The following is a 23,868-nucleotide window of genomic DNA, read 5'->3' on the forward strand; positions in this document are numbered from 1 at the left end:
AGCTAAGAGCCAAACATAAGCTAAAGTCTCATCACGAGTATCTAAGCTTTGATTGTATTGATTTCCATCAAAATTAAGGTGATGATCCTAGTAAATTTAAAGAGATAGGTGATAATGGCTGCACTAGCTGTCATACAAATGTGATAGATAGCAATAAAATATCAGCACAAGCTCAAAAGATGTATGCCCACTATAAAAAACTTCTTGGCAGTGATAAAGAGCTAAAATGTGTAAGCTACCACTATAATGCAGGATATAGCGCTGGCTTTAGAAATTACCTTGAATACTGGAAGCCAATATATAAAAATTTATGAAAATAAGATGCTTGAGCAAAAGATTGATACTAAGAAAAAATTTTAAAAGATGATTATAACCCTACAAAAGAAGAAGAGGAATTTTTAAAACAAAAGGCTGATAAGAATAATACAAAACATGTTGGTGGGTAGTCTAAACTTTCTATTAATCAGGCAAGCAATTTAGTCTTACCTAATTTTACCTATTATATAAAGCTTTTTAATAAAAATTTATATTATAAATTGACTAAATTTACAAACATACTAAAAGACAAAATAGTAAATTTTAATCTTCAAAATTTAAAAAATCTGTATAAGTTCTTTGTTTTCAAGCTTATATGAGTTGTCGCATTTAGCTGCTAGATCGTTGTCGTGAGTTACTAGAACAAGGGCAGCGTTATTTTCATTTATATAGTCAAATAAAACTTGCATCACTTCATTTGCTGTTTGCTTATCAAGGTTGCCCGTTGGCTCGTCTGCAAAGATGATCTTTGGCTTTTTGGTAAGCACTCTAGCAATACTAACACGTTGCTGCTGACCACCGCTTAGCTCACCAACTTTTTGATTTATCACATTTAAAATTTTAAGCGACTCAAGCTCTTTTTCTTCTATTTTTTCGCCAGATAAGATGCTTGCAAGCTCGATATTTTCATAAGCACTAAATCCTTTAAAAAGATAGTGTGACTGGAAAATAATACCAAAATGAAGCCTTCTAATGGCCAAAAGCTCGTTTTGAGAAAGCTCATAGATCGATCTATCTTGATAGATGACCTCGCCAAAATTTGGTTTTAAAAGTGTTGAAAGTATGTGTAAGAGCGTTGATTTGCCACAACCGCTAACGCCGGTTATCGCGATGCTTTGTTTTTGATTGAGAGTTAAATTTATATTATTAAAGAGCGTATAATCATACGCAAAGCCTAGATTAGACGCTCTTAAAATTTCCATTAGCCTATTTGAGCAGCAACTTCTGCAGCAAAGTCATCTACTTTTTTCTCTAAGCCTTCACCAAGCTCAAAACGAACGTATTTTACGATCTCGATCTTACCGCCAAGCTCTTTGCTCTTCTCTTCGATAACTTGTTCGATAGTCTTTTTATCGTCCATTACATAAAACTGACCTAAAAGTGTAAGGCGTTGGTCAAGTACTGTGTTGTCAGCGTAAAATCTCTCGATCTTACCAGGGATGATCTTATCCCAAATTTTCTCAGGTTTGCCCTCAGCTTTTAGCTCTTCTTCGATCGCTTTTGTAGCTTTTGCAAGCTCAGCATCACCTATCTGGCAGTGGCTAGCATACTCAGGGATGTGATGAAGTGGCTTGCCTAGGCGTTTTAACTCTTCATTTTCTTTTTCAAGCTCAGCACGAAGTGCGATAAATTCTTTCTCAACAAAATCTTTATCAAGGTCTTTGTAGCTTATAACGCTTGGCTTCATAGCAGCTGCGTGCATACATAAATTTCTTATAAAATCAGCTGCTTTGTTTGCAACTTCAGCGCTTTCGCAAGCTGCACCGATAAGTACGCCAACACGGCCATTTGAGTGAACATAGCCATTTACCACGCCCTTATCGTCAGCACTAATAGTCTCAAAGCGGCGCACTACAAGATTTTCACCGATAGTTGCGATCTGAGTTTTGAAATAATCTTCAAATTTAACACCATTTAAAGTGCTCGCATTTAGCTCTTCAACTGTTTTTATGCCGCTTGATTGGATGTGAGCTGTTGCGTCTTTTGCAAGTGCTTGAAACTGTGGGTTTCTAGCAACGAAGTCAGTTTCAGAGTTGATCTCACTGATAGTTGCTTTTTTGCATTTTGAGCAAACTTCAACACTTACCAAGCCTTCGCTTGCAAGGCGGTCAGCCTTTTTAGCAGCTTGGCCTAGGCCTTTTTCACGAAGGATGTCAACAGCTTTTTCCATGTCACCATTTGCTTCGCCAAGTGCCTTTTTGCAGTCCATCATGCCAGCTCCAGTTGATTCACGGAGCTCTTTTACCATTTGTGCAGTTATTTCCATTATTCTTCGTCCTCGCCAAAGTCTTCTTCGCTCATAGCCTCAGCTACAACTGCGTCTTTCTCATCTTGGCTTACTTCTTCGCCAGCAGCTTGTTCGCCACCATCTTGCTCAAGAAGTGATTTACCTTCGTTGATCGCTTCAGCCATCTCTTGGCAGAAAAGCTGAACAGAGCGGATCGCGTCATCGTTTCCTGGGATCGGATAGTCAACAACATCAGGATCGCAGTTTGTATCGATCGGTGCTACAACTGGGATCTTTAAGCGGTTTGCCTCTTGAACAGCGATCTTTTCTTTAACTGTATCAACGACAAATATCATATCAGGTAGGCTTTTCATATTACGGATACCACCAAGAGTTGCGATAAGCTTCTCTTTTTTGCGGCGAAGCATCAAAGCCTCTTTTTTAGTTAGTAAATTTATCGAACCATCTTCTTCCATAGTCTCGATAACTTCTAGTTTGCGGATAGACTGGCGGATAGTACCGAAGTTTGTCATCATACCACCTAACCAGCGGTGATTTACATAAGGCATTCCACATTTTTCAGCGTACTCTTTGATAGCATCGATAGCTTGTTTTTTAGTACCAACAAATAGCACTGACTTACCTTCAGCAGCTGCGTCACGAACAATGTTGTAAGTGTAGCGGAAGTAGCGGATAGTCTTTTGTAGATCTATAATATAGATACCTTTTCTCTCGCCAAAGATAAATTTTTTCATCTTTGGGTTCCAGCGGCGTGTTTGGTGACCAAAATGTACGCCACACTCTAATAAATCTCTCATAGTTACCATGAGTTTCTCCTTGTTTTAGGCATTTTGCCTTGAATTTAGTTTTATCCTCCACGACCATTAATGCTTTCGCACAACCAAATTTAGGATTGTCGTGTGTGAAATAAAGGGGGATTATACTTAAAGTAATATGAATTTAAACTAAAGTTTATTTACTTAATTGTGAGTCTTCTTCGATTTTTATTAACTTAGCAAAAATTTCTGCCATTGCTTGCCTTTGTTCGGATGAAATTTCAAGCTTCTTAACATTTAAAAGAATACTTACAAACTCCTCGTTTTGTAGCGTTTCTACGCCAAATTTTCTTGCGTTTGTAGTGATTTTTAGCACAAGAGGATTTTTTGATTTAAAGTTTTCGTAAGGCATTCTTTCTCTACTTTCAAAATTACAAAGCGATTATAAAAAATTTATAATAAATTCGGACTCAAATTTATATCAAACTTTTATTCTTTTATCTCAAAACTAAGTGTCGTTTTTAACGTCTCTTTGTAACACTTCGTAGCATCTGGATAAGGTCTTTCATAAATCACCTCAAATACCCAAAAACCTGGCCTTAGAGCTAACACTTCAGTGATGCCTTGCTCATCTGTCATACCGTAAAATGCGTGCTTATGGTCTAAAAATCCAGCAAAAGTACCAGTTAGTTTGGCTCGCTCTAGCGGCTTTCCATCAGCAAAAACCTGCAATTTAAAAGGCTTATCTACTCTAAATTCCGCTGGGTTTTGTAGCGGTACGATCTCGATTTTAACTCCAACAGGTTTAGTTACGAAGCCATCTATTTCACCTAAATTTAAGACTCTCTTAGATGTTATCGTCATCAGCCGGCAAATCTGTATATCGCTTAGATCCTTTAGATCAAGCTTAGTTTTGTCTATTAGCCACTTGCCATCACTACGTTTTTTAAGCGAATACATAGGATTTTGCTGTGCTAGTAAGATATATGTGCCTTTGTCTAATCTTTCGCCCTCGTAGCGGTAGTTCTCGCCACTTTGTGTAAGCTTCTTTTTGCTACCATCTTTACTTATTACAGTAATTGGCGCAAAAAGATGGACGCGTTCGGCCATAATAGGCTCTAGCTTTGGAAAATCGTCGCTATAACCCATATTTGCGATAAATTTTCCTAGTTTTTCATCATTAGCTCCATCTACCCAAAACATGTGTGCTTGCACCATATAAAAGGCTCCTGTTAACATAATGGCAGTCAAAATTCTACCTATTTTCATGATTTTCCTTGTTGTTATTTTTGAGATTCGATGTCAAATTGTAGCTAAAAATTATTATATTTAGCCATTTTTTAGATCAAATTAAATATCAAAAACGTTCAATACAATTTAGCAGGCAAATTTTAACAGGCAAGTAATGAAGCTAAAAATTTGCTTTTATTTTTTAGTATTTATTGATGCAACTCTATTCATCACAAATCCGCAAAAACGCCCGGTCCTACTCTGTTTGCGGTATGAGAATAATTCATCTCTCTCAAAAGTACAGCGAAGATCTAGCGATATTTGCTCTACTCCAAGCTTAGCAAATTCGTCTAATAAAGCTGCGTTTATATCAAATTTTCCATCTTTTTTATATCGGTTAAATTCACCAAGATCTAGCTTGCCTACTTCGTAGTTTTGCACTTTGATATTTGCGCCTATAAATACGCGTAAATTATTAGCACAGCAACCAAACTCACTCATCATCAGCCCCACTGCATTTGTGCAAATTTTACTAGTAACACCTGCGCGTCCCGCATGCACAGCTGCGACTACGCCAAGATGTTCATCTATTATCAAAACAGGCGCACAGTCAGCGACTAAGACGCAAAGCGCTACGTCTTTTAATGATGTTATCACACCATCACACGGAGGTAGATCATCGTTAAAATCTTGCAAAATTTCCACTTTATTTGAGTGGATTTGGCTCATAAATTTTAAATTAACAGGCATAATGCCAAGCGCCGTTGCTAAAATTTCACGATTTTGTGCGACCTTTAGCGGATCATCGCCAACATGATCTGCTAAATTTAAGCTCTCAAAAGCACCCTCACTCACACCGCCAAATCTATTTGTAAAGCCAGCTAATACGCCATTTTTATCAAAGACGATCTCTAAATTTTCACGCATTTTATCCACCTAATAAAGGCTAGAAATTCGCTCGACATCGTCCCAGCTAAGGGTGCTATCTTGCTTACAAAAAAGCTGCCTAGCTACGTATCGAGCCAAAAGATCGCTTTCGATATTTACGCGCCTACCGACCTTGAAAGTACCAAAAAGGCTATCTTTAAATGTGATTGGTATAATTGTTAGCCTTATACCCTTTGGCAAAATTTCATTTATGGTTAGACTCACGCCCTCGACGCCCACTGAGCCTTTATTTGACATCAAGCTCATAGCCTCGCGCGGCAGGTCGATATAGAAATCAACCCCATTCTCATTCTTTTTGATATTTGAAATTTTACCGATAAAATCGATATGTCCTTGCATCAAATGACCATCTACTCGGTCTCCTAGCTTCATCGCTGGCTCGATATGCACTCTTTCTTTTAAATTTTCAACCGCGATATTTGCCCTACTCTCTGCGCTTAGCTCCACACTAAAGCCATCTTCATGTAGTTTTATTACGCTCAGGCAAGCACCATTTACAGCAATGCTATCGCCTAAATTTGGACGAAAATTTGCCTTTAGCCTTAAAATATTTTGCGAATAACTAACAACCTGTGCGATCTCACGGATCAATCCATTAAACATATTTTACCTTTAAAAATTTTTAAGGATTTTACTAAATTTTGCCTAAATTTGGGCATTACCATCTTTGATTATTTTATATATTTAAGTAGATAGTGGCAGAAATGGCGGTGAATCTTTGGTAATCACACCAAGAATGCTGATAAAAATTTATTGGGTAACTCTAGTATAAATTCTCTACAAATTTTAGTTTTTTATTTTTTATAAATTTAGCAGTCTTAGCTCGTTTGCAAAATTAGCCACGTCTTGCTAAAATCTCGTGCTACCAGATCATCCCTCTTTATCCATAGATAAATTCTGCCCTCTCCGTCCCAGTCCATATCGCCCTCATCATCACTATCTATCTGTAAAAGTAGTTGCCACTGGGCAACATTTTTCTCAAATTCCGCTATTCTTGGGTGGTGATAGGCGCTACCATCACCACAGCTAAGTCCATTTGTAACTAGCTCACACTCTAGCTCCATGCCATCTTGGACATTATCGGAGTGCCCAAGGAGCTTATTTTCTTTAGCCTGCCAGCTTGGCTCAATAACCTCATGATAAGCCTCCCACTCAGCTTCACTAATTTTACTAAATGGCACAATCGAGCTTTGTAAATTTGGCAAATTTATCTCATTTTCAAAGCTAAGCAAACGCGCGTTAAATGTAGAATTTTCTCCCTCTAAGCTCTCCGCTCTCCTGCGAGAAAGTGACTCATCATTTACATCAGAAAAGATCACTGCAAAGCCATTTTTATCGGCAGGATCATAGCCCCAAACACGCAAATTTCTATCATAAAAAAGATAGAGCATTCCGCTTTTTGGCAGTAGTGAGTCAATGTCAAATTTGCTAGCTTCAGCAAAATTTATCTGTGCCACAAAACTTAAAGCGCCATTTTCATTTGAAGGCCACGATAAACCATCTGGCAGATCTGGCAAGCCACCGAATTTAGACGCTCCAATGGCGATATCATCGTCATTTTTAGCTTGCGCATCTATCCTTATGGCATTTCTTGCTAGTGGCGATAAAAGTTTAAAAAGTTCATCCAGTCCACGTTCTTTACAACCTTTAGAAATTTTTGAAATATCCATATTTTACTCTTTAACAAGCATCAACGTATATATGATACTTCTTACAATGCAAACAACGAAACAAATATCCAGCAATATCGCCAGCTTTGACAAGATATTCGCGTAGCATTTTATCGTCGTATTCGGCTCTTTTTGCGTAGTCCTCAAAAACCTCGTCTGCTATACCCATTTCTTCAAGCTCTCTTGTACCAACGTCACCTAAAAATTTGCAATAATCATCACAACAAGCTATCCAATGCTCGCCCTGCCAGCTCTCGTAGCCAGGTGTTCTTCTAAAAAGTTCGTCATCCTTTTTAGCATCACTTGTATTTAGTTTGTCAGCATCTTGCACAAATGTAGCGTCAAATTTCTTAGCAGCCTTACCGCTAGAAATACAAGTAGGACAAAGATACGAAATATCTTGCTCGCAATAAATGCTACCGTTATAATAAACTTCAGTATCTTTGCCGCAGCACTCACACACTATATTCATATCATCTTTAAATGCGCCGGTTCTTAAAGGATTGGGATGATAGATAAATTTTGGTAGTGTGGAGGCTTTATCTTTTTGAGCCAAAATTTGACCTCTACTTTTTGGGCGAGGCAGCGCCCATTTATCATTTTCGTCAATGAATTGCACTAGATAGCCAAGTGTCTTTAGCTGCTTTTTATCACTTTTGTCATGTATTTTTAAAAGTAAGTCGTAAGCACTCTTTCTCATAGATAAAAGCTGATAAACATCGACTAAAACATACTTTGCACAAATGTCATCACAATTTTCTAACTCTTCTTTAAACTGATAGAGTGCCTCAATGCTAGAAGCATTGCCATTATTTTTATAATATTCTTTTGAAAGAGTGATATATTTTTCTTGAAATTTATTCATTAATACTCTTTATGTAGATTTGACATTAACAATTTTAGTGTTTAAATCTTAAAGATATAAAAGCTAGTATAAAAATTATGGCTGTTAAAGCGATTAAATTTATATCGATTTTTAAATTATTTTAGTATTTTGGTAGATGATGCCACAAACAAATTTGATAAGTATTCTTATAAAATTGTTGTGACTATAAATTTATTCTTCAAATGCTCCGATAGAGAGAATTTTTTCTATTCTTTTTGCTACAAGATCATTTATATCAAGCTTTTCAAGCTCAGCTAGCTCTGAGATAAAATAATTTGCAAGTGCTTTTGCAGCACCATCTTTATCTCTATGGGCTCCATTTATCGGCTCATCTATAACGGCATCAATCAGTGATAAACTTTTTAAATCATCAGCTGTTATTTTCATAGATTTTGTGGCTTGTTCCTGTTTAGCTGGATCATTCCAAAGTATTGCTGCACAGCCTTCTGGTGATATAACTGAAAATACAGAATTTTTCATCATAGCAAGTCTATCAGCCACGCCTATAGCTAAAGCGCCACCACTTCCACCTTCGCCTATGACAACAGCAATTATTGGAGTTTTTAAATTTGCAAACTCAAATAAATTTCTAGCTATGGCTTCACTTTGTCCTCGCTCTTCAGCTCCAACACCTGGATATGCACCTGGAGTATCTATAAGAAATAAAATAGGTAGATTAAATTTCTCAGCCATTTTTGCAACTCTAAGAGCCTTGCGATAACCCTCAGGATGAGGCATACCAAAATTTCTTCTTAATTTATTTTTAGTGCCACGGCCCTTTTGCTCGCCTATAACAACAGTCTTTTTGCCTCCAATATAGCCGATGTAGCAAACTATTGCTGGATCATCTCTAAATGCTCTATCTCCATGAATCTCATATCCATCAATCAAAAACGCATTGATATAATCAATAGAATATGGTCTATCTGGATGACGAGCAAGTTGCAAACGTTGATATTCGTTTAAATTTTTATATACTTTTGATATCTCTTTGGATAAATTCTTATTTAAAATTTCAACAGCATGTTCATCGCCTCTGATCTTAGCATTTGCTATATCTTCATCAATTTGCTTTATGCTTTTTTCAAAATCTAAATAATTTGACATCTTAATCCAACTTTTTAAATATTACGACGCCGTTTGTTCCACCAAAGCCAAATGAGTTGCTCATAACAGCTTTTATATCAGCTTTTCTAGCTTTATTTGGAACGTAGTCTAGATCGCACTCTGAATCAGGAGTCTCGTAGTTTATTGTTGGAGGGATAATACCGTCTCTCATTGCCATTATAGATATAACAGCCTCAATCGCACCAGCACCACCTAGACAGTGTCCAGTTTGACCTTTTGTTGAGCTAACTGGTGGACATTTGTCACCAAAAACCGCTTTTAGTGCCGCAGTCTCATTCTTATCATTTACAGGTGTTGAAGTACCGTGCGCATTTACATAATCTATCTTTACACCTTTTGCCATATCAAGTGCTTGTTTCATCGCACTTAATGGACCTTCAAGTGTTGGTGATGTGATATGGTGTGCATCTCCGCTCTCACCAAATCCAACTACTTCAGCGTAAATTTTAGCACCTCTTGCAACAGCCGACTCATACTCTTCAAGTACAAGCGCACCGGCTCCTTCACCCATTACAAAACCATCACGATTTGCGTCAAATGGCCTTGACGCCTTACTTGGTTCATCATTTCTAGTTGATAGTGCTTTCATTGCTGCAAAGCCACCTATACCTACACCACAAATAGTAGACTCAGCACCGATAACTAGCATATTTGTAGCTTGACCAATCATAATGCATTTTGCAGCTTGCGATATCGCATGAGTGCTTGCTGCACATGCTGTTACGCTAGACAAATTTGGACCCTTAAGTCCGTGATTTATAGAAACTATGCCACCTAGCATATTTACAAGTGCAGATGGGATGAAAAATGGCGAAATTCTCTTTACGCCTTTTTCAAAGTATGTAATTGAATTTTTTTCAATATTTGGCAAACCACCTATGCCAGCTGCCGAGCTAACGCCAAATTTATGAGCATCAAACTCTTTAAAATTCGCATCAGCCATAGCTTCATTAGATGCTTTTATGCCAAGCTGTATGAAACGATCTACTTTTTTCACCTCTTTGCCGTCTAAAATGCTATTTGGATCAAAATCAGTTATCTCGGCAGCAATTTTAACAGGAAAGTCACTTACATCAAAGCTTGTGATCTCTTTCACACCTGTTTTACCCTCGCAAATAGCCTTAAAAGAACTCTCTTTGTCAAGGCCAAGTGCGTTTATCATGCCTATACCAGTTACAACGACTCGTTTCAATACATCTCCTTAAATCAAACTGTGTAAATTTTAATTATTTACCTAGCTTTTCTATATAATTTACAACGTCTTGAATGCTTACTAATTTCTCTGCTTCGCTATCAGGAATTTCTACTTCAAATTTCTCTTCTAAAGCCATAACTAGCTCTACAACGTCAAGTGAATCAGCGCCTAAATCTTCGATGATTTTAGACTCTAGTTTTACCGCTTGTGGATCTACGCTTAGTTGCTCTACAACTACGTCTCTTACGTCTTCAAATACTGCCATTTAAGGTCTCCTTATAAAAAATGTCTGTTATCTTATAATATTTACGCTTTTATTTATTTTAAATTTCAAAACTTGTTGAAATTTCATTACATATAAAGTCCGCCGTTTATTTTTAGCGTCTCGCCAGTCACGTAGCTCGCGTGATCACTTAGTAAAAATGCCACAGCCTCGGCCACCTCACTAGCACTGCCAAAACGTTTTAGCGGGATATTATCACTATAAGTTTTTTTCACCTCATCACTTAGTCCATGCGTCATATCAGTCTCGATAAAGCCCGGAGTTACGCTGTTAAAGCGGATATTTCTACTTGCGCCCTCTTTTGCAAAGCTCTTACTCATGGCGATTAGTCCGCCCTTGCTGGCTGAATAATTCACTTGTCCAGCATTTCCCATCTCACCAACGATAGATGCGACATTTACGACCGCTCCAAAGCGTTTTTTACTCATCACTTTTAAAGCCTCTCTGCATCCTATGAAAGCTGAAGTTAAATTTGCATTTATCACATCTGTAAATTCGCTAGTTTTCATGCGAAGCGCTAGCTTGTCATTTGTGATACCAGCGTTATTTACGAGGTAGCTTAGCTCGCCGTCGCTATCAACTATCAAATTTATACCTTTTATAAACTCATCTTCGTCTGTTGCGTCAAATTTTATCACTGCAGCTTTGCCGCCATTTTGCTCTATTTCGGCCTGCAAAGCGTCTGCTATCTCAGGCTTTGAACGGTAGTTTATCCACACTTTTAAGCCCATATTTGAAAGCGTCTTTGCGATCTGTGCGCCGATACCTCTGCTTGCACCTGTTATTAGTACGTTTTTTCCGCTAAATTTCATAGATTCTCCTTATTTTTTCTAATTTTTCAATGATTGTAGCTTATATAAGCTTAACGTCTAAATTTTATCGCTTCTTTCCCACTTTATCTTTTTGCCGAAACCAAGAACATTACTTGTAAATTTTAGTTTTTCAAGGCTTATGCACCAAATTTTTGGATCCATTGCTTTTGCATAAAAAAATCTTTTAAAGTAAATCTCTCGCTCACTTGCGCTAGCTTCTCTCATCACTCCTTGAAACTGTACGCCCTCTATCTTACCAACGATCTTTGTATCAAGAGCGACCGTGCCAGCAACAAGCTTTGAGTTTTTTAAAAATTTAACATGTGAGCTCTCATCAGAGCTAGCTAACAAAAGGCTAAAATTTAGCTCATCAAAGGCGTAAAATGCGCTAAAAGCGTAAGGCTGACCCTCGTCATCAATGGCGCAGACACTTGCGAGATGCATCTTTTTTAGAAATTTAACTATCCTCTCATCCATCTAAATTCCCCTAAAAATATCAAGAATGGTTTGAAATTTAAAGATGACTATGGCGATTATTAGCACCCAAAGCGTAAAAATAATAAGCTCTACTAAAGTAAATTTATCTTTTGCAACTTTTTTAAAAACAAGCATCGTCAAAGATGCTCCTAAAAAGCCACCAATTAGCGAAAAATAGTGAATCGCATTTACTTTTACAAAGCTTGGTAAAAGCCCTTTAAAAAATAGTGAAAACATAAAAATGGCAAGTAAATTTGCAAGTATTAAGTAGTAACCAACGACCGGTAAAACTGGGTAGAGCCTAGCAAAGCCAAAGCTTGAAACAGTGATAAGCATAAGCAAAAAGATCCTAGTCCCAAAACAACACATCGCCCGTCCTTTTTTGACGCATTTTACAAAATTTTGCTTTATGAAATTAAAAATTTGCCGATTTAGCCTCAAAAGGATTTAAAAATGCAAACAAATTTTTACTCTCAAGGAAGCTACAACAACATGAGCTTTTCGATGAAAACTAGCTCAGGCGATGAGATAAGCTTTTCGATGTATGACAACAAAAGTTTGGAGTTTTCAAGCCAGAAAAATGGTACTTCAAGCCAAAGAAGCCTTACTCTCACGCACGAATACGGCTATGAGTTTTTATATAAAGGAAACGGCATAGACGAGCAAGATATGAAAGAGATCGAAGAGGCGATGAAGCAAATTCGCCCACAAGTTGATGAATTTATGAAAAACGTCAAAGAGGGCGACAAGATCGCTGGTAGCAGCCAAAGCATAAGTGATCTTTCAAACAAGATCAAGCAAATGTTGCCTACCGCAAAAGATCTAAATCACAAAAATTTTATAAATGACAATATGCTAAAGATGTTTGACGAGCTTCTGGCTAAAAATGATGCAAACAAAAATCTACTAAGTGCCACAAAAAGGCTATTTGACACATTACTTGATGAGAGCAACAAAGTATCTTACTATGCTTAAATTTAGGGCCTTCTGGCTCTAAATTTTTACAAGTGCTTCTTTCCCAAAAAAGAGGTGCGACAAGACTATTACAAAGTAAAGCTGAAAAAAGAGTCCCACAAGCGGCACAAGCGATATTAGATAAAACAAAAGTGTAAAAATTATAAATTTTATCCCGCCACCTTCAAGCAGTGCTAGCTCAAATTTATCACTATCAAGAGTGTTTGAGCCAACGTCTATCAGTAAAAGTTTGTAATAGATATAAAAAAATGGCACGTTTATGATGAAAAAATTTAAGACTGGTACAAATAAAAGCGGTAGGCAAACGAGCAATATCCCAAGAAATTTCATGATCTCAATCATCATCACCTTTAGCACTCTAGCCGTGCTAACCTCGTTTTTAAGCACGTAGTTGTAGTGCCTTTTGTTTATCTCTTTAGCCACAACCGGCGTTAAAAAGCCAGCTACGATTAGGGCAATCACGATACTAATGATGATCGTTAAAAAGGTGCTCAGAATATAAAAAAGTATACTAACTATCCACTTAGTAGCACTAAAACTTAAAATTTTAATAGCGATAAAAGAGAGTGCCGAGTTTGTCTCTAAAAAGGCAAAATTTTCGTTTTTAGCGCTATCATTTAAAAGGTCAAATATCTCACCACCGCCCCAAATCGTAAGCCACGCAAGACTAAAAATGCTAAGACAAAGTGGCAAGATGGATAGCGCTATAAATTTGGCTGTAAAAAAATCTTTAAAACCAAGGCGAAGAAGGTTTATCATTTCACCTTTTTATATTCATGCTCAAGTGCTGCGTAAATTTCACCTATCTTACTAACGCCATTTGACAAAATTTCACTCATCACTTCGTTATCTTCGCGTCCGTTCCAATTTTTCTTATAACTACCTTCTTTGTAGCCATTATTTTGACGGAAGCGATTTAGTACGTTTTTAGCGATGTAGCACTCATAAAGTGAGTATAAATTTACGCCGCATTTTAAAGACATAGAGAAGTAAATTTTTAAAATATCAAATATATCGTAGTCAAACCCGCTGCACTCATGTATAAGCATCTCAACATCATTCATTATCTCATAAATGCTCTCGTCTTCGATCTTTAGTGGCTCTTTGCAAAACTCACTAAAACCGCTTGATTGGCAAATATCATCAGCTAAAGTTTCTATATCTCCAAGCTGTTTTGATTTATAAATTTGCAAAGCTAGGCTCATTATAAAGTGCCAAATATCAACAACTTCTATGCGCAAATTTTGCTCATCAGTCTTAGCATCGATGCTCTTCCAGTGCTTCCAAGCAAAGCTATCAATAAGTTCAGCGCACTCCATATATATGCAACGTCTCCAGCTGATCAATTTATTTTTATTAGTATAACCATTTTCCCAGCCAAGCCCATTTGTCTCATCATTTAGGCTTTGCTGCATCTTTAACATCTCTAAAATAATCGTTCTTTCATTCATTTTAGGCCTTTAAAAATTTTAAAGGATTATAACAAAAAATTATTAAATGCCACGAGACAAGCTTGACTTAAATCATTTTATGTATAAAATTTAGGAGCTAAAATTAGCAAAAAATTTCAAAGGAGAAAAAATGAGAGAAAAAGATCTAGTGGCTTGCAATGTTTGCGGACTAAAAAGCAGTGATGATACAAATGCAGTTTTTATCCACGCTCATAAAAATGGCGAAGAAGTTGATATCTGCACCAGTTGTGTTCCAAGCGTGATCCATGGCTCAGGCATGGTCGTAAAATCAAACGAAGAGATAAAGGCTGAAATTTAAACTTTAGCTATCATTTGAGGATCTTGTCTTACAAGGTCTTCAAATTCTTCTGCACTCATAGGGCGAGATAAGAAAAGTCCTTGCACTTCATTACAATCAAGCTCTTTTAAGAAACAAATGTCTTCTTCTCTTTCTATGCCTTTTGCACCAACTTTTATCTTCATTGCCTTTGCTAAATCGATAATTGCAGATACGATTTGTGCATCTATTTTGCTATTTGATGCTTGAGCAACAAATTCACTTGCTATTTTTATACGCTTAACACCGTATTTTCTAATGTAAATAAATGAAGTATATCCAGAGCCAAAATTATCTATGCAAACGTCTATATTATTTTCTTTAAGAATAGAAAAAATTTTATCAAGCGTTTTAGAATTATTTGTCCATATTTCTTCGCCAAATTCTATTTCAAAAAGCTCTGGATTTATATGATGCGAGCGTAAGCTAGAAACAAAATCTAAAACAAATTTTTCTGATTTACTTTGAATCTGCGCAACATTTATGCTTATTTTTGGTATCAAGAGTTTTTCTTTTTGCCATCTATCTACATACCCTATGGTCTTTGAAACCAAAAGCGAGCAAATATCGTTTAAGATATCACTATTTATATTGACTTCTTTCATAAATTTGCTTGCTTCCATCAAGCCAAATTTTTCTGATTTCCAATATAAAAAAACCTCTGCGTAGATCATTTTTTCGATTTTTAGATCAAATATTGGTTGAAAATATGCATGAAGGTCTTCTTGCAAATTAGCTTTTTTAAGCGCGATCTCGATACTTGAGCTTAGGTGCATTTCATTGCTAATTTTATCACTATAAACCATAGGATTTAAAGCTGGATTTTTCTTGGCGTAATACATTGCCATATCTGCATTTTTTATAATATTTCTTGGATTTGCCATGCTATTTTTTGTTGCTACATCTATGCCTATTATACACTTAAGCCCAAAATGATATCTATCTATTTGAATTGGCTTTTCAATAGCATCTTTTAAGGCAATACCAAGATTTAAGCGTTTTGTATGACTATTTATCTCCATTTTTGCTAATACGATAAATTCGTCCGCACTAATCCTTGCTATGGCCTCTTGTCTATTGCAAACTTCAAGTATCCTTTTTGCAACTAATTTTAAAATTCTATCGCCTATTTCATGCCCGTAAGATGTATTTATGCTTTTAAAACGGCTTAAATTTATATAATAAACTGCGATTTCCTCATCTTCAGAAATGCTTTTACACATTCTCTCAAGCTCATTTACTATAAAATTTCTATTGCCAAGATCTGTTAGATAGTCTTTCTCAGACATATCTTGAAGCCTTAAATTTGCGAGCATAAGTTCATTGGTCCGCTCATGCATCGACTTTTCCATCTCTCTATGAAGATTTCTCTCATAATCTAATATTTTTCTACTTGCAATAGAGCTTTTAACGTAGTAATTAACAATAGCATTTACAACCAAGATAAATAGTGAGATAAGTGCACTAAAAGATGTTAGATCTTCCTGTAACAGCAAAGGCAAAACTATTATTATTGGTAGCCATTTTGATCCTATTGAGATATCTTTATCGGTATTTGTAACATATTCATTTTTAGCTTTTAAATGAAAAGCTCCTATCATCAAAAAAAAGAAAGGAACGATATATAAAAAATCTATTTTATGGCCAAAATTTACATTTGAGATCTGGCTATAAAAAATAAATAAATTTAGCATCGTAAATAAAATGCTAGCCGATATAAGGTAAAAGCCGCTAATTTTTATATGAAGCAAACTACTTGTAAAAATCTCACTTAAAGTAATAAAAAGTATAAGAAAATTTATGGCTACAATAGAGAGAAAAACGATATTTGATCCATTATTTATCATCGATGAAATATCTATTTCGTCAAAAATACCATATATTAAAATTACTATTAAAAAAAAGACACTTATGCTATCCATAATGATGGCTAGTTTCTCTTGGCTGGCTACAAATTTTGAATACAAAAATATACTAACGCCAGTTAAAATAGATATCATCGGCAACATAAAAAATACATCAAGATACGCGTAAGAACTATGAGTCCGCAATAGTATATCTTGATTTAACACCATTAATGCATCGCAAATAGACCATAAAAAAACACCAAAACATATTGCAAGCCAATGCGTTATTTTGGTTTTTACTTTATCCATTGAAGTATAAATGCCAAAAGTTATTATAAAGAAACTAAGCAAAATAGATATTTTTCCAATTAGATTATAGTCTAGTAAAGATGCTAATAGTGCAAATACGAATAGCACTACAACTGCAATTAAAATCCATTTTCGCATACCAGTTATAGATGATTTTGATATTAAAAAAATAGTGTCCCTCTCCTAAGAAATAGTCCAAATTATACAAAAATTGACTTTGCTTTTGGTTATAATTTCCCAAAAATTTTAAAATTCACAAAGGTATCTTATGAAGTGCAATATCGTCATAAATGGACAAAATTTAATAGATTATAAATCTTTTATCTTATTTTTCTCAAGGGCGGCAAGAAAGCAGTATTTTATAAACACATTTATGATATTTACTGAAGCCATCATAGCTGGTTTTGTTGCTGATATGCTATTAAAAAGTAAAATTTTTACTGTTATTGGGGCTGTTTTTGCTATATTTTGGATCATTTTTTATCCTATTTTTTTAAAAAGAAGTCGCATAGCTGCATTAAAAAGAATTGAAATTTCAGACGTTCAAAAGCAAATGAATTTTGAAGTAAATGAGAAATTTCTGGCTTATTACGAAAACGAACCCAAAGAAAATGAAAAATTTGGCCTAAATGAAGTTAGTGAAATTTATAAACTCAAAAATATTTTTATCATTTTTTTAGAAGAAAAAATTCATCTAATAATCCCAAAAGATGAAGTTAGCTCAAAAATGATAAATGAGCTGGCCAAACTTTGCCATAAAGATATTTTGAAATTTGAAAATTTTAGCGCAAAGAGCGTGCTTAAATAGCACTTATTATAAGCTTTTCAAAATCCTCTGCACTCATTGGCTTGCCCCAAAGATACCCTTGCACCTCATCGCATCCAAGCTCTCTTAAAATTTCAAGCTGGGTTTCATCTTCGACGCCTTCAGCAATAGTCTTTAGCTCCACATTTTTAGCCAAAGCTATAACGCTTTTTACTACGTCTTTATCTATATCATTTTTAGCAATATTATCTATCAGCTCTTTAGCGATCTTTAGACGACTCATAGGATATTTTTTGATGTAATTCATCGATGAAAAACCGGTACCAAAATCATCTATGGAGATGCAAATTCCTCTATTTGAAAGCTCGGATAACGCACTTTGCATCATCTCTTCGGCATTGACAAGGCTAGCCTCAGTGATCTCAACATCTACACAAGATGGATCGATGCCGTATCTATCTATATAGCTTAAAAATTTAGATGCAAAATTTATATTATCAATCTGTTTTGGTGAGATATTTATACCTATTTTTAGGTTTGTATTATATTTTTCATTCCAAAAGGCCATTTGTTTTATAGCATTTTTTGCCACCCATTTTCCTATCGCATTGATAATAGAGCTTTGTTCGGCTATTGGGATAAATTTTGATTGATCTACCGGACCTTTTATAGGAGAGTTCCACCTAACAAGAGCCTCTGCTCCTACTATTTTTTTACCTTCTATTAGATATTGGGGCTGAAATTTTAGCTCAAATTCTTCATCAAAGCTTATGCTATTTAGCAATATTTCTATATAGTTTCTATCCTGAATCATGCTTTTTATATCATTATAAAAAACATACTTTTCAGATGCGTCTTTTTTTGCTGCTTCTAGTGCTGCTTCTGATTGCATGATAAAATCATCAGCCAAAATTTCACTAGTTTGTGTCGAGCTAATCCCTATTTTTGCATCAAGTACAATTTTATAATCATCTATAACTATTGGCTCTGAAATAGCTTTTAGTAGATAGCGTAAAAATTCCCTGCAATGTACATTTTCATTTTGCTTGACAACAACAATAAAGTCATCGCCGCCAGATCTTGCAAATAAGGAATCGTTTGGTGGCAATATTGACTCAATATTTAAAGCAAACTTTGCTATTACATCATCGCCGATATAATGCCCGTACGAGTCATTTATCGCCTTAAAATGGTTTATGTCAATACTATAAATATCTATCTTTTCGCCAAGCGCCTTTGACTTTATCATCTCTTCAAGCCTTGCGATAAAATACTGGCGATTTAGAGCATTTGTTAGATAATCATATTTACTGATCCTTTGTAGGTGCCTATTTGTCTCTTCAAGCTCTTTTACTTTACTTTCTATCTGATTATTTAATACTTTTTTGATATGTATTTCACGTTTAATTAAAATATCCATCTTTCTAACATTAGAAAATGTATAAGATAATGCCCCGTATGCAAGCAAAGTAACTAAAATAGAAAATAACCATGTCAAATTTATCTTCCAAGAGTACAAGATCATAATCATCAAAAATACGGCGAAAACAAATAGCTTTTGTATTAAAATTTTATCAAAATCGTTTCTGAGTGCCCTAAATTTTAGATTTGCCTCACCCTCTCTTAAATGAAGCGCAGCAACAAACAACATAAAAAATGAACTCTTAAATACAATGTCGTATCCAGAAAAGGATATTTCATCTATCCAAAAATCCATTGTAGTGGTAAAAACATCATAAGTGCTTATTACAATAAGTGCTATCAAGCATAAAAGTATAGATAGTCTTCTTTTTGAAAATTTGAGTGAAAAAAACGCAACAAATGAAGTACAAAACATAAATAAATCTATGGCGATGTAACTTAGATTAAAAAAATCTTTTTGACTTAAAACTTGAGTTAAATTTCTATTAAAAATCATAAACCACATAAAACTAAAATATATTGCGGAAATAGAGACTGAGTCCACAAATACTTGCATTAAAAATAAATTTTTCAAATTTTTGATCAAAATATAAAAAGCAGAAAATGCAAACATAAAATATGAGACCAAGTATGAGATTTGTATAAAATTGACTTTAGGGAGAAATTGTTTAAGAAAATCAACCTTATCATATAGCATCCACATAGTGTCTGATGCTACCCAGCAAGTAAGGCCTAATAATATATATATCCAATATGTTTTTAAATTTTTTGTCTCTTTTAGCTTTAAAAAGATAAATAATGTGATCATAAAATCAAATAGAGCAGTAATTATGCCATTATAAAAACTACTAGCAATAAAATAACTAACAACATATACACAAAAAAGTATTAACATAAATAAAAAAGATACTTGATTTTCGTTACTTATTTTACTTATCATGTTTCGTCTTTATCTATCTTTCTCTACCTTTTTGGCTAAACTTTGCCACTTTTGCCACTCACCACTATCATCTACGTCATTGCCGATAGCTTCGTATCTAGCGTAAAAATGCTCAACAAATTTCTTGCACTCTTCATCTTTTGGCAGATAGCTTAGCTCATCTTTTTGGCAAAATTTCTCTAAAAATGTGCTCGCATCATCTTTTTTAGCGTATGTTTGCGCTAGATCGTAGTAGTTTTCTAAGCAAATTTCTTTAAATTTAGCGTAAGCTTGTTCGCTCATATCCACGCTTAGTTTGCCATCAAATTTAAGCGCTCCAGCTCTAAAAAGTAGGCTAAGATGTATGAGCCCCTCGCAGTAGTAAGCCCTCACCTCATCGACCTTTCGCCATGCGATAAGCCCAACCGCACGGGCGATCAGCTCGTGAAAGACGGCCATTTTATACTCCGCCTCTTCGTGCAAGAAGAAATTTACTAACCCGCCAGTCGTCGCCTTGTACTCTTCTATAAATTTAAAGACGCCACTTTTATTCATGCTCATCTCGGTATCAAGTCCGATAAAGAGAATGTGCCCAAACTCATGACCGATCGTTGAGATTTCATAGACTTTTTTCCAAATTTTTGGCTTTAAAAATAAAATCTCTCTACCAAAATCTAAAAATTCCTTGCTAAAAATTTCAGCCCCAAGCTTCATAAAAGGCTTTGCCTTTGCTCCTTCATAGACGTGATTTACAAAGGCAAAAATTTTCTTGCCACATTTTGCGCTAACACTCTCATCGTTTGGCACGACCTGAGCGCTAAAAAGCCCGTTTAGCTCGGCACCGTAATAAATCATCGGCACGCTTATATAAAGCTGCGTTCTAGCGATATTTTCACTAACTGCCCTATTTGTCTCAGCGTTATCAAATTTTATCTTTTCGCAAACACTCTTATAAGTTTTTGCCACTTTTTCTTTAAAATTATGCTCATCTATGCCCTCGCTATCAACAAGCCTGATATCCCACTCAAGCGCAACCGCGTGCGTGTATGCATCTTCGTAGTATTCTAGTGGATGGCCTGGCTGAAGCGGACCTTTTACATCCATCCACGCTATCTCAGCCTCTTGCCAAGCGTTTATCACCTTTGTAATATCTTCTTCACAAAAGGCATTTTGTAGCTTTTCAAGGTATTTGACATAAGATTTTTGCTCGTCATTTTTGGCTAAATTTCTTAAAATTTCAAGATTTTTTTCAAATACTTTTTTAAGCTCACTAACCTCATCTTTAAAGGCAAGTGCGTAAGGCAAAAAGCTAAATTTCTCATCCTCCATACAAACTGCGCCGTAAGTTCTATCAGCTCTTACGCCATTAGCATCACACTGAAACAAAGCATTTTTAGTGATAAACTCATTTGCCATACCAAGATCACTAAATTTAGCTTCAAACTCTTTATTTGTAGTGTCGATAATGCGATCTTGCCATGAAATTTGCCACGCATTTAGGCTAAGCCCAAGCTCGTGTATTGCTTCTACAAAAGCTTGATTAAACTGATCTAAAATTTTCTCTTCTTTTGCTTTTTTTATAAGCTCTGAGTGCAGATTTTCATATAAATTTCTAACGTAGTTATACATTAAATTTAGTACGTTTTTTTGCTCGTACTCGTCTAAATTTATCTTTTTTAGCTCATTTTGAAGCGGATCAACTTTAAGATCTACTATCCTTCTTGCAAGGGCTAGTTTTTGGCTTGGTGTGCCAGCAAGACCACAAATTTTAACAGCCTCGTTTATGATATCATCGTCCAAATTTTTATAAATAGCATTTAATTTGAATTTTTGCTCTTTTGTAAGCTCATTTAATCTTTTAAAATCGTTCATATTTTATCCCCTGAAGTTGCAAGATTTTAGCATAAAGCCATTAAAATTTGCTACAATCAACCAAAAATTTTAACATCTAAAAGGTAAAAAATGGATATTTTAAAAGATTTTGGTGAGCCGCGCATAAAACAAGTCATGCTACCAAAAGATACAAACTCAGCTGGAAATATATTTGGTGGTTGGATAATGAGCCAGATCGACCTTGCAGGTGCACAAGCCGCAAGAGAAATTTCTCCCGAACGCGTTGTGACAATTTCTATGAAAGAGATCATTTTCAAGCAACCAGTCTTTGTTGGCGATGTGTTAAGCTGCTACGCTAAAATCATCTCTGTTGGCAAAACCTCAATAACAACGCAAATAGAAGTAACCGCTCTTAGGCTAAATCCGGGCGGATATAGAGAAACTATACACGTTACTAGCGCTACCGCAACCTACGTCAGTGTGACAAAAGATGGACATAAAAAACCTATAGATGAAAATCTAAAAAAACTTCATGGTTTTTAAGAATTTGGTTGCATTTTATGCAACCTTCTTTAAAAATTAACACTATTTTTAAAAATTATTGAAATTTAAAAATTAAAAAGCAAAAATTTCAACTTGATTAAATACTTTCTAAGATAAAATCCAAAACTACTTTTGGGAGAATCATGAAAAAGTCGCGTTTAGGTCTTTTGCAAACACAAATTTTAGATATCCTAACTCAATCCGAGCTTGATAAATTTGAGTACAAAAACCTTCCAAAAACAAGCATAATCTACACCGAAGAGATCAAGATCATCATTTTAAAAAGTGGCTGTGCAAAGCTCTCATTTTTTGAAGATGGAGAGGAATTTATCCTTTATCATTTAGAAGCGAGCAACATCGCCGTACTTGATGATAATTGCGCTTTTGAAGTGCTTGAAGATGCTGAAATTTATACTATAAATTTAAACAAAATAGGTGAAATTTTATCAAATGCAAATGTTGTAGATGAAATTTTAAAAGCTGTGTTAAATGCAGTGATCGTGCAACGCCAAATCATAAAATCAATACTTTTTGAAGATGCAAAAGGCAGGATTGCAAATTTTTTGATCGAGCTTGCAAAGGAGCAGGATCTAAAGCAAAATGGATATCACTACATATTTTTGCCATTTTCTCTAAAGGTACTCTCAAGCTTTGTGGGGCTCAAACGCCAAAGCGCTTCAACTGCTTTTAATGAGCTTATAAAAGACGACATCATAAGAAAGATCACACCACACGAGTTTTTAATAATTGATTATGAAAAACTTGAAAGTTACACAAACTAAAAATCAAAAATTTTTATAATGGCTAGCAAAGAGTAGCCTTAGAGGATTAGTCTTTGCCAAAAAGCAAAGACTAAAAATTTTTAAGCTTTTTTCTTCATGTCAAATTTATTAGCCATAAAGCCAACTAAACCAACAAAGAAAAGTCCGCCGCAGATATTACCAAGTGTAACCGGAACTAAGTTTTTACCGATGAAATTTCCCCAGTTTAAAACTTCTAGTTTTTCAGCCGTAATGCCATGTCCTAGAGCTGCAGCTGCAGCAGCGATATCTCCGCCGTTTGCTGCTATATAGTGAGCTTTTGAGATAATGGCTTCAGTGATTATAAACATATTTGCCACGCAGTGCTCCATAGAGCAAGCCACAAATGCGCCGATCATCCACATAATGGCAAAGAATTTACCAGATAGATTGCTCTCACTTGTCGCAGTCCAAATAGACATACAAACAAAGACGTTACAAAAAATTCCACGGATAAATAGCTCATGAAATGGTGCTGTGATCTTGCCAATGCCAGCTGGTATAAAGTGCTGCAAGATGTAGCCATCATACTTTAGTGGCAAGCCTGAGTAGTAGTACATATAAGCTATCAATGCGCCGCCAACGAAGTTAAATATCCAAACGATAGCCCAGTATCCGATAGTCTTACCTAGTTTTAGCTTTCCTTCATATGCACTAACACCACTTAAAACTGAGCTTGTAAAAAGATGTCCGCCATAAAAGACAACCATCATAAGACCACAGCTAAATGTGATACCGCCGATAAAATTTGAAAGGCCAATAGACTGGTTTTCAGCCATACCAACTGTCGAGTGAGCCCAGAAAATATCACCCATAGCAATAGCAGCTCCAGCCATGATAGCAAGGAAGATAATACTAGTAAGTGGCATATGAGCCTTATGCTCCATAGAGCTTGAGACCGCTTGAGCGGTTTCTGCCGGATTTAACATCACATTCTCCTTTTTATTTTCAATCTCGCACATGAGCCAGGCTCATCTTTGCGACCAAAGTTTAACACT

Annotated in this window: 27 protein-coding genes; 6 read left to right on the forward strand and 21 right to left on the reverse strand. The window is 35.5% G+C overall.

Translation table 11 applies throughout. The annotated features are described in order from the left end of the window. Positions 1-140: 140 nt before the first annotated feature. Positions 141-314 (forward strand): hypothetical protein, encoded by a 174-nt coding sequence (locus tag FZ940_RS09570; protein ID WP_167496287.1) that lies wholly within the window; start codon positions 141-143, stop codon positions 312-314. Between the two features lie 279 nt (positions 315-593). Here FZ940_RS09570 and FZ940_RS03070 read toward each other — a convergent pair whose 3' ends face one another. The 15 genes from FZ940_RS03070 to FZ940_RS03140 form a co-directional block, all read right to left on the reverse strand. Beyond that, positions 594-1,238, reverse strand: coding sequence for an ABC transporter ATP-binding protein (locus tag FZ940_RS03070; protein ID WP_148821443.1), 645 nt, complete (start codon positions 1,236-1,238; stop codon positions 594-596). Next, complete coding sequence (gene tsf / locus FZ940_RS03075) at positions 1,238-2,302, reverse strand: translation elongation factor Ts (protein ID WP_107697449.1); 1,065 nt, start codon at positions 2,300-2,302, stop codon at positions 1,238-1,240. Before tsf ends, FZ940_RS03070 begins: the two co-directional genes overlap by 1 nt. Next, positions 2,302-3,090, reverse strand: coding sequence for a 30S ribosomal protein S2 (gene rpsB / locus FZ940_RS03080; RefSeq protein ID WP_002941277.1), 789 nt, complete (start codon positions 3,088-3,090; stop codon positions 2,302-2,304). The genes tsf and rpsB overlap by 1 nt, the downstream gene beginning before the upstream one ends. A gap of 145 nt (positions 3,091-3,235) precedes the next feature. Further along, a complete protein-coding gene (locus FZ940_RS03085; protein WP_021091731.1) occupies positions 3,236-3,451 on the reverse strand; it encodes an acetyltransferase in 216 nt (71 codons plus the stop codon). A gap of 77 nt (positions 3,452-3,528) precedes the next feature. After that, entirely contained in the window at positions 3,529-4,308 is a 780-nt protein-coding gene (locus FZ940_RS03090) for a DUF4198 domain-containing protein (RefSeq protein WP_148821444.1), read from the reverse strand. Between the two features lie 156 nt (positions 4,309-4,464). Further along, on the reverse strand, positions 4,465-5,196 hold the full coding sequence (locus FZ940_RS03095) for a purine nucleoside phosphorylase YfiH/LACC1 family protein (protein ID WP_148821445.1): 732 nt from the start codon (positions 5,194-5,196) through the stop codon (positions 4,465-4,467). A gap of 9 nt (positions 5,197-5,205) precedes the next feature. Continuing rightward, a complete protein-coding gene (locus tag FZ940_RS03100) occupies positions 5,206-5,820 on the reverse strand; it encodes a riboflavin synthase (RefSeq protein ID WP_148821446.1) in 615 nt (204 codons plus the stop codon). 215 nt (positions 5,821-6,035) lie between these two features. Continuing rightward, the gene (locus FZ940_RS03105) at positions 6,036-6,887 is read right to left on the reverse strand and encodes a YwqG family protein (protein WP_148821447.1); all 852 of its coding nucleotides are present in this window, start codon (positions 6,885-6,887) and stop codon (positions 6,036-6,038) included. A 10-nt stretch (positions 6,888-6,897) separates the two neighbouring features. Beyond that, positions 6,898-7,752, reverse strand: a complete 855-nt coding sequence (locus tag FZ940_RS03110) for a CbrC family protein (RefSeq protein WP_148821448.1) — start codon at positions 7,750-7,752, stop codon at positions 6,898-6,900. Positions 7,753-7,944: 192 nt separating this feature from the next. Further along, positions 7,945-8,880: an acetyl-CoA carboxylase carboxyl transferase subunit alpha gene (gene accA / locus FZ940_RS03115; protein WP_107709717.1), complete on the reverse strand. Its 936-nt coding sequence runs from the start codon at positions 8,878-8,880 to the stop codon at positions 7,945-7,947. Between the two features lies 1 nt (position 8,881). Next, positions 8,882-10,093, reverse strand: coding sequence for a beta-ketoacyl-ACP synthase II (locus FZ940_RS03120; RefSeq protein WP_107793307.1), 1,212 nt, complete (start codon positions 10,091-10,093; stop codon positions 8,882-8,884). Between the two features lie 34 nt (positions 10,094-10,127). Further along, on the reverse strand, positions 10,128-10,361 hold the full coding sequence (acpP, locus tag FZ940_RS03125; RefSeq protein WP_002941395.1) for an acyl carrier protein: 234 nt from the start codon (positions 10,359-10,361) through the stop codon (positions 10,128-10,130). Positions 10,362-10,447: 86 nt separating this feature from the next. Beyond that, positions 10,448-11,191 (reverse strand): 3-oxoacyl-ACP reductase FabG, encoded by a 744-nt coding sequence (fabG, locus tag FZ940_RS03130; protein ID WP_148821449.1) that lies wholly within the window; start codon positions 11,189-11,191, stop codon positions 10,448-10,450. A 57-nt stretch (positions 11,192-11,248) separates the two neighbouring features. Further along, positions 11,249-11,668, reverse strand: a complete 420-nt coding sequence (locus tag FZ940_RS03135) for a pyridoxamine 5'-phosphate oxidase family protein (RefSeq protein ID WP_148821450.1) — start codon at positions 11,666-11,668, stop codon at positions 11,249-11,251. After that, complete coding sequence (locus FZ940_RS03140; RefSeq protein ID WP_262367584.1) at positions 11,669-12,037, reverse strand: L-arabinose ABC transporter; 369 nt, start codon at positions 12,035-12,037, stop codon at positions 11,669-11,671. Positions 12,038-12,121: 84 nt separating this feature from the next. Between FZ940_RS03140 and FZ940_RS03145 the strand changes: the two genes are divergently transcribed. Next, complete coding sequence (locus FZ940_RS03145; RefSeq protein ID WP_107812106.1) at positions 12,122-12,643, forward strand: ATP/GTP-binding protein; 522 nt, start codon at positions 12,122-12,124, stop codon at positions 12,641-12,643. A gap of 18 nt (positions 12,644-12,661) precedes the next feature. On the opposite strand, the gene FZ940_RS03150 is transcribed toward FZ940_RS03145, so the two are convergent. Both FZ940_RS03150 and dut read right to left on the reverse strand, forming a co-directional pair. Beyond that, the gene (locus FZ940_RS03150; RefSeq protein ID WP_107812105.1) at positions 12,662-13,402 is read right to left on the reverse strand and encodes an EI24 domain-containing protein; all 741 of its coding nucleotides are present in this window, start codon (positions 13,400-13,402) and stop codon (positions 12,662-12,664) included. Beyond that, positions 13,399-14,094: a dUTPase gene (gene dut / locus FZ940_RS03155; protein WP_084041937.1), complete on the reverse strand. Its 696-nt coding sequence runs from the start codon at positions 14,092-14,094 to the stop codon at positions 13,399-13,401. The genes FZ940_RS03150 and dut overlap by 4 nt, the downstream gene beginning before the upstream one ends. Before the next feature lie 130 nt (positions 14,095-14,224). Between dut and FZ940_RS03160 the strand changes: the two genes are divergently transcribed. Continuing rightward, positions 14,225-14,413: a hypothetical protein gene (locus tag FZ940_RS03160; protein WP_148821451.1), complete on the forward strand. Its 189-nt coding sequence runs from the start codon at positions 14,225-14,227 to the stop codon at positions 14,411-14,413. On the opposite strand, the gene FZ940_RS03165 is transcribed toward FZ940_RS03160, so the two are convergent. Further along, on the reverse strand, positions 14,410-16,482 hold the full coding sequence (locus FZ940_RS03165) for a bifunctional diguanylate cyclase/phosphodiesterase (RefSeq protein WP_262367585.1): 2,073 nt from the start codon (positions 16,480-16,482) through the stop codon (positions 14,410-14,412). The genes FZ940_RS03160 and FZ940_RS03165 overlap by 4 nt on opposite strands. A 373-nt stretch (positions 16,483-16,855) precedes the next feature. Between FZ940_RS03165 and FZ940_RS03170 the strand changes: the two genes are divergently transcribed. Beyond that, positions 16,856-17,395, forward strand: a complete 540-nt coding sequence (locus FZ940_RS03170) for a hypothetical protein (protein ID WP_107697436.1) — start codon at positions 16,856-16,858, stop codon at positions 17,393-17,395. Here the strand turns inward: FZ940_RS03170 and FZ940_RS03175 are convergent. Further along, on the reverse strand, positions 17,388-19,271 hold the full coding sequence (locus FZ940_RS03175; protein WP_262367586.1) for a putative bifunctional diguanylate cyclase/phosphodiesterase: 1,884 nt from the start codon (positions 19,269-19,271) through the stop codon (positions 17,388-17,390). The two genes, FZ940_RS03170 and FZ940_RS03175, sit on opposite strands and share 8 nt — an antisense overlap. 453 nt (positions 19,272-19,724) lie before the next feature. Beyond that, complete coding sequence (gene ciaB / locus FZ940_RS03180) at positions 19,725-21,566, reverse strand: invasion protein CiaB (RefSeq protein WP_148821454.1); 1,842 nt, start codon at positions 21,564-21,566, stop codon at positions 19,725-19,727. A 90-nt stretch (positions 21,567-21,656) separates the two neighbouring features. Between ciaB and FZ940_RS03185 the strand changes: the two genes are divergently transcribed. Both FZ940_RS03185 and FZ940_RS03190 read left to right on the forward strand, forming a co-directional pair. After that, positions 21,657-22,070, forward strand: a complete 414-nt coding sequence (locus FZ940_RS03185) for an acyl-CoA thioesterase (RefSeq protein ID WP_087577831.1) — start codon at positions 21,657-21,659, stop codon at positions 22,068-22,070. Between the two features lie 143 nt (positions 22,071-22,213). Beyond that, positions 22,214-22,852, forward strand: coding sequence for a Crp/Fnr family transcriptional regulator (locus tag FZ940_RS03190; RefSeq protein ID WP_148821455.1), 639 nt, complete (start codon positions 22,214-22,216; stop codon positions 22,850-22,852). An 80-nt stretch (positions 22,853-22,932) separates the two neighbouring features. On the opposite strand, the gene FZ940_RS03195 is transcribed toward FZ940_RS03190, so the two are convergent. Then, a complete protein-coding gene (locus tag FZ940_RS03195; protein ID WP_072594540.1) occupies positions 22,933-23,799 on the reverse strand; it encodes a formate/nitrite transporter family protein in 867 nt (288 codons plus the stop codon). Positions 23,800-23,868: the final 69 nt, after the last annotated feature.

Source organism: Campylobacter concisus, assembly GCF_902460415.1.
Classification (GTDB): Bacteria; Campylobacterota; Campylobacteria; order Campylobacterales; family Campylobacteraceae; genus Campylobacter_A; species Campylobacter_A concisus_Y.

Excerpts from the sequence above, each read along its gene's own strand:
- FZ940_RS03070 (WP_148821443.1), bottom strand. The coding sequence starts at position 1,238 with ATGGAAATTTTAAGAGCGTCTAATCTAGGCTTTGCGTATGATTATACG.
- tsf (WP_107697449.1), bottom strand. The coding sequence starts at position 2,302 with ATGGAAATAACTGCACAAATGGTAAAAGAGCTCCGTGAATCAACTGGA.
- rpsB (WP_002941277.1), bottom strand. The coding sequence starts at position 3,090 with ATGGTAACTATGAGAGATTTATTAGAGTGTGGCGTACATTTTGGTCAC.
- FZ940_RS03085 (WP_021091731.1), bottom strand. The coding sequence starts at position 3,451 with ATGCCTTACGAAAACTTTAAATCAAAAAATCCTCTTGTGCTAAAAATC.
- FZ940_RS03090 (WP_148821444.1), bottom strand. The coding sequence starts at position 4,308 with ATGAAAATAGGTAGAATTTTGACTGCCATTATGTTAACAGGAGCCTTT.
- FZ940_RS03095 (WP_148821445.1), bottom strand. The coding sequence starts at position 5,196 with ATGCGTGAAAATTTAGAGATCGTCTTTGATAAAAATGGCGTATTAGCT.
- FZ940_RS03100 (WP_148821446.1), bottom strand. The coding sequence starts at position 5,820 with ATGTTTAATGGATTGATCCGTGAGATCGCACAGGTTGTTAGTTATTCG.
- FZ940_RS03105 (WP_148821447.1), bottom strand. The coding sequence starts at position 6,887 with ATGGATATTTCAAAAATTTCTAAAGGTTGTAAAGAACGTGGACTGGAT.
- FZ940_RS03110 (WP_148821448.1), bottom strand. The coding sequence starts at position 7,752 with ATGAATAAATTTCAAGAAAAATATATCACTCTTTCAAAAGAATATTAT.
- accA (WP_107709717.1), bottom strand. The coding sequence starts at position 8,880 with ATGTCAAATTATTTAGATTTTGAAAAAAGCATAAAGCAAATTGATGAA.
- acpP (WP_002941395.1), bottom strand. The coding sequence starts at position 10,361 with ATGGCAGTATTTGAAGACGTAAGAGACGTAGTTGTAGAGCAACTAAGC.
- fabG (WP_148821449.1), bottom strand. The coding sequence starts at position 11,191 with ATGAAATTTAGCGGAAAAAACGTACTAATAACAGGTGCAAGCAGAGGT.
- FZ940_RS03135 (WP_148821450.1), bottom strand. The coding sequence starts at position 11,668 with ATGGATGAGAGGATAGTTAAATTTCTAAAAAAGATGCATCTCGCAAGT.
- FZ940_RS03140 (WP_262367584.1), bottom strand. The coding sequence starts at position 12,037 with ATGTGTTGTTTTGGGACTAGGATCTTTTTGCTTATGCTTATCACTGTT.
- FZ940_RS03145 (WP_107812106.1), top strand. The coding sequence starts at position 12,122 with ATGCAAACAAATTTTTACTCTCAAGGAAGCTACAACAACATGAGCTTT.
- FZ940_RS03150 (WP_107812105.1), bottom strand. The coding sequence starts at position 13,402 with ATGATAAACCTTCTTCGCCTTGGTTTTAAAGATTTTTTTACAGCCAAA.
- dut (WP_084041937.1), bottom strand. The coding sequence starts at position 14,094 with ATGAATGAAAGAACGATTATTTTAGAGATGTTAAAGATGCAGCAAAGC.
- FZ940_RS03160 (WP_148821451.1), top strand. The coding sequence starts at position 14,225 with ATGAGAGAAAAAGATCTAGTGGCTTGCAATGTTTGCGGACTAAAAAGC.
- FZ940_RS03170 (WP_107697436.1), top strand. The coding sequence starts at position 16,856 with ATGAAGTGCAATATCGTCATAAATGGACAAAATTTAATAGATTATAAA.
- FZ940_RS03175 (WP_262367586.1), bottom strand. The coding sequence starts at position 19,271 with ATGATTTTTAATAGAAATTTAACTCAAGTTTTAAGTCAAAAAGATTTT.
- ciaB (WP_148821454.1), bottom strand. The coding sequence starts at position 21,566 with ATGAACGATTTTAAAAGATTAAATGAGCTTACAAAAGAGCAAAAATTC.
- FZ940_RS03185 (WP_087577831.1), top strand. The coding sequence starts at position 21,657 with ATGGATATTTTAAAAGATTTTGGTGAGCCGCGCATAAAACAAGTCATG.
- FZ940_RS03190 (WP_148821455.1), top strand. The coding sequence starts at position 22,214 with ATGAAAAAGTCGCGTTTAGGTCTTTTGCAAACACAAATTTTAGATATC.
- FZ940_RS03195 (WP_072594540.1), bottom strand. The coding sequence starts at position 23,799 with ATGTTAAATCCGGCAGAAACCGCTCAAGCGGTCTCAAGCTCTATGGAG.